Consider the following 856-nt stretch of genomic DNA (forward strand, 5'->3'; position numbering starts at 1 on the left):
CGGACCTCTGAGACCAATACCAACGGCGTGTCGGCTTATTATAGTTTCGATGCCCGAAACAGGCTGTTGACCGTGCGGGACCAGGACCGGCAAATCGTCAGGCGGAACACTTATTTCACTAAAGATGCCCCGCAGCAGCTGAGCCCACCCAGTTTCTTGCTGACAGCAGGTTCGAAGCTCAGCCGGATGCAACCGGTCTCCTTCACGGGCAGTTCATACAGTTATCCTTACAGCGAAGGTCTCAGCTATGTATGGGATTTTGGAGATGGGAGTGCCCCGGTGGCGACTACTTCTTTAGTGTCCCCCGAGCATTCCTATTCCCAGGCGGGTACTTACACCGTATCGCTGAAGGCCGTATCGCCCGTGTTCGGAGAGGCTTCCCGGACAGCAAGTATTACGATCTCTCCAGCCCTCTGTTATGTGTCCTACCAGACCTTTACGCAGCAGGGGAAAATCAAGATGGTGGAATTTTACCAAAACGAAGTAAAGAAGTACGCCTTTTCGGAGACTTCATTAAAAAATGGAGTCTTTATAGATGAAGGCTTGTATACGGTAAAAGTGAACCAGTGGATCCTGGACTTTGAGCAGGCCTATGCTACTTACCAGATAGGATCAGGGCCTCAGCAAGATATCCCTCTGGGAGCGAATCCAGTCACGCTGACGCTGGACCTGACCGGGCAAGTCAGTCTTAAGTTCAGGGTAAACCAAGTCCAATAGCCACACTAAATCTTACAAAGATGAAAAAAGAGATTTATTTAGCCGTGCTGTTGATCATAACGGCAATATATAACAGAGCTTATGGCCAGGTGGGGGACTATATCCGGACAGAGGATATCCTGGTGGAAGGTGTCACGAC

At 50.1% G+C, this 856-nt stretch carries 1 protein-coding gene; it reads left to right on the forward strand.

The window, feature by feature from the left end:
* A partial coding sequence (locus DDR33_RS25150) for a PKD domain-containing protein (protein ID WP_146198883.1) occupies positions 1-717 on the forward strand: 717 nt, incomplete at its 5' end.
* Positions 718-856: the final 139 nt, after the last annotated feature.

It is taken from the genome of Pararcticibacter amylolyticus, assembly GCF_003130405.1.
GTDB lineage: Bacteria > Bacteroidota > Bacteroidia > Sphingobacteriales > Sphingobacteriaceae > Arcticibacter > Arcticibacter amylolyticus.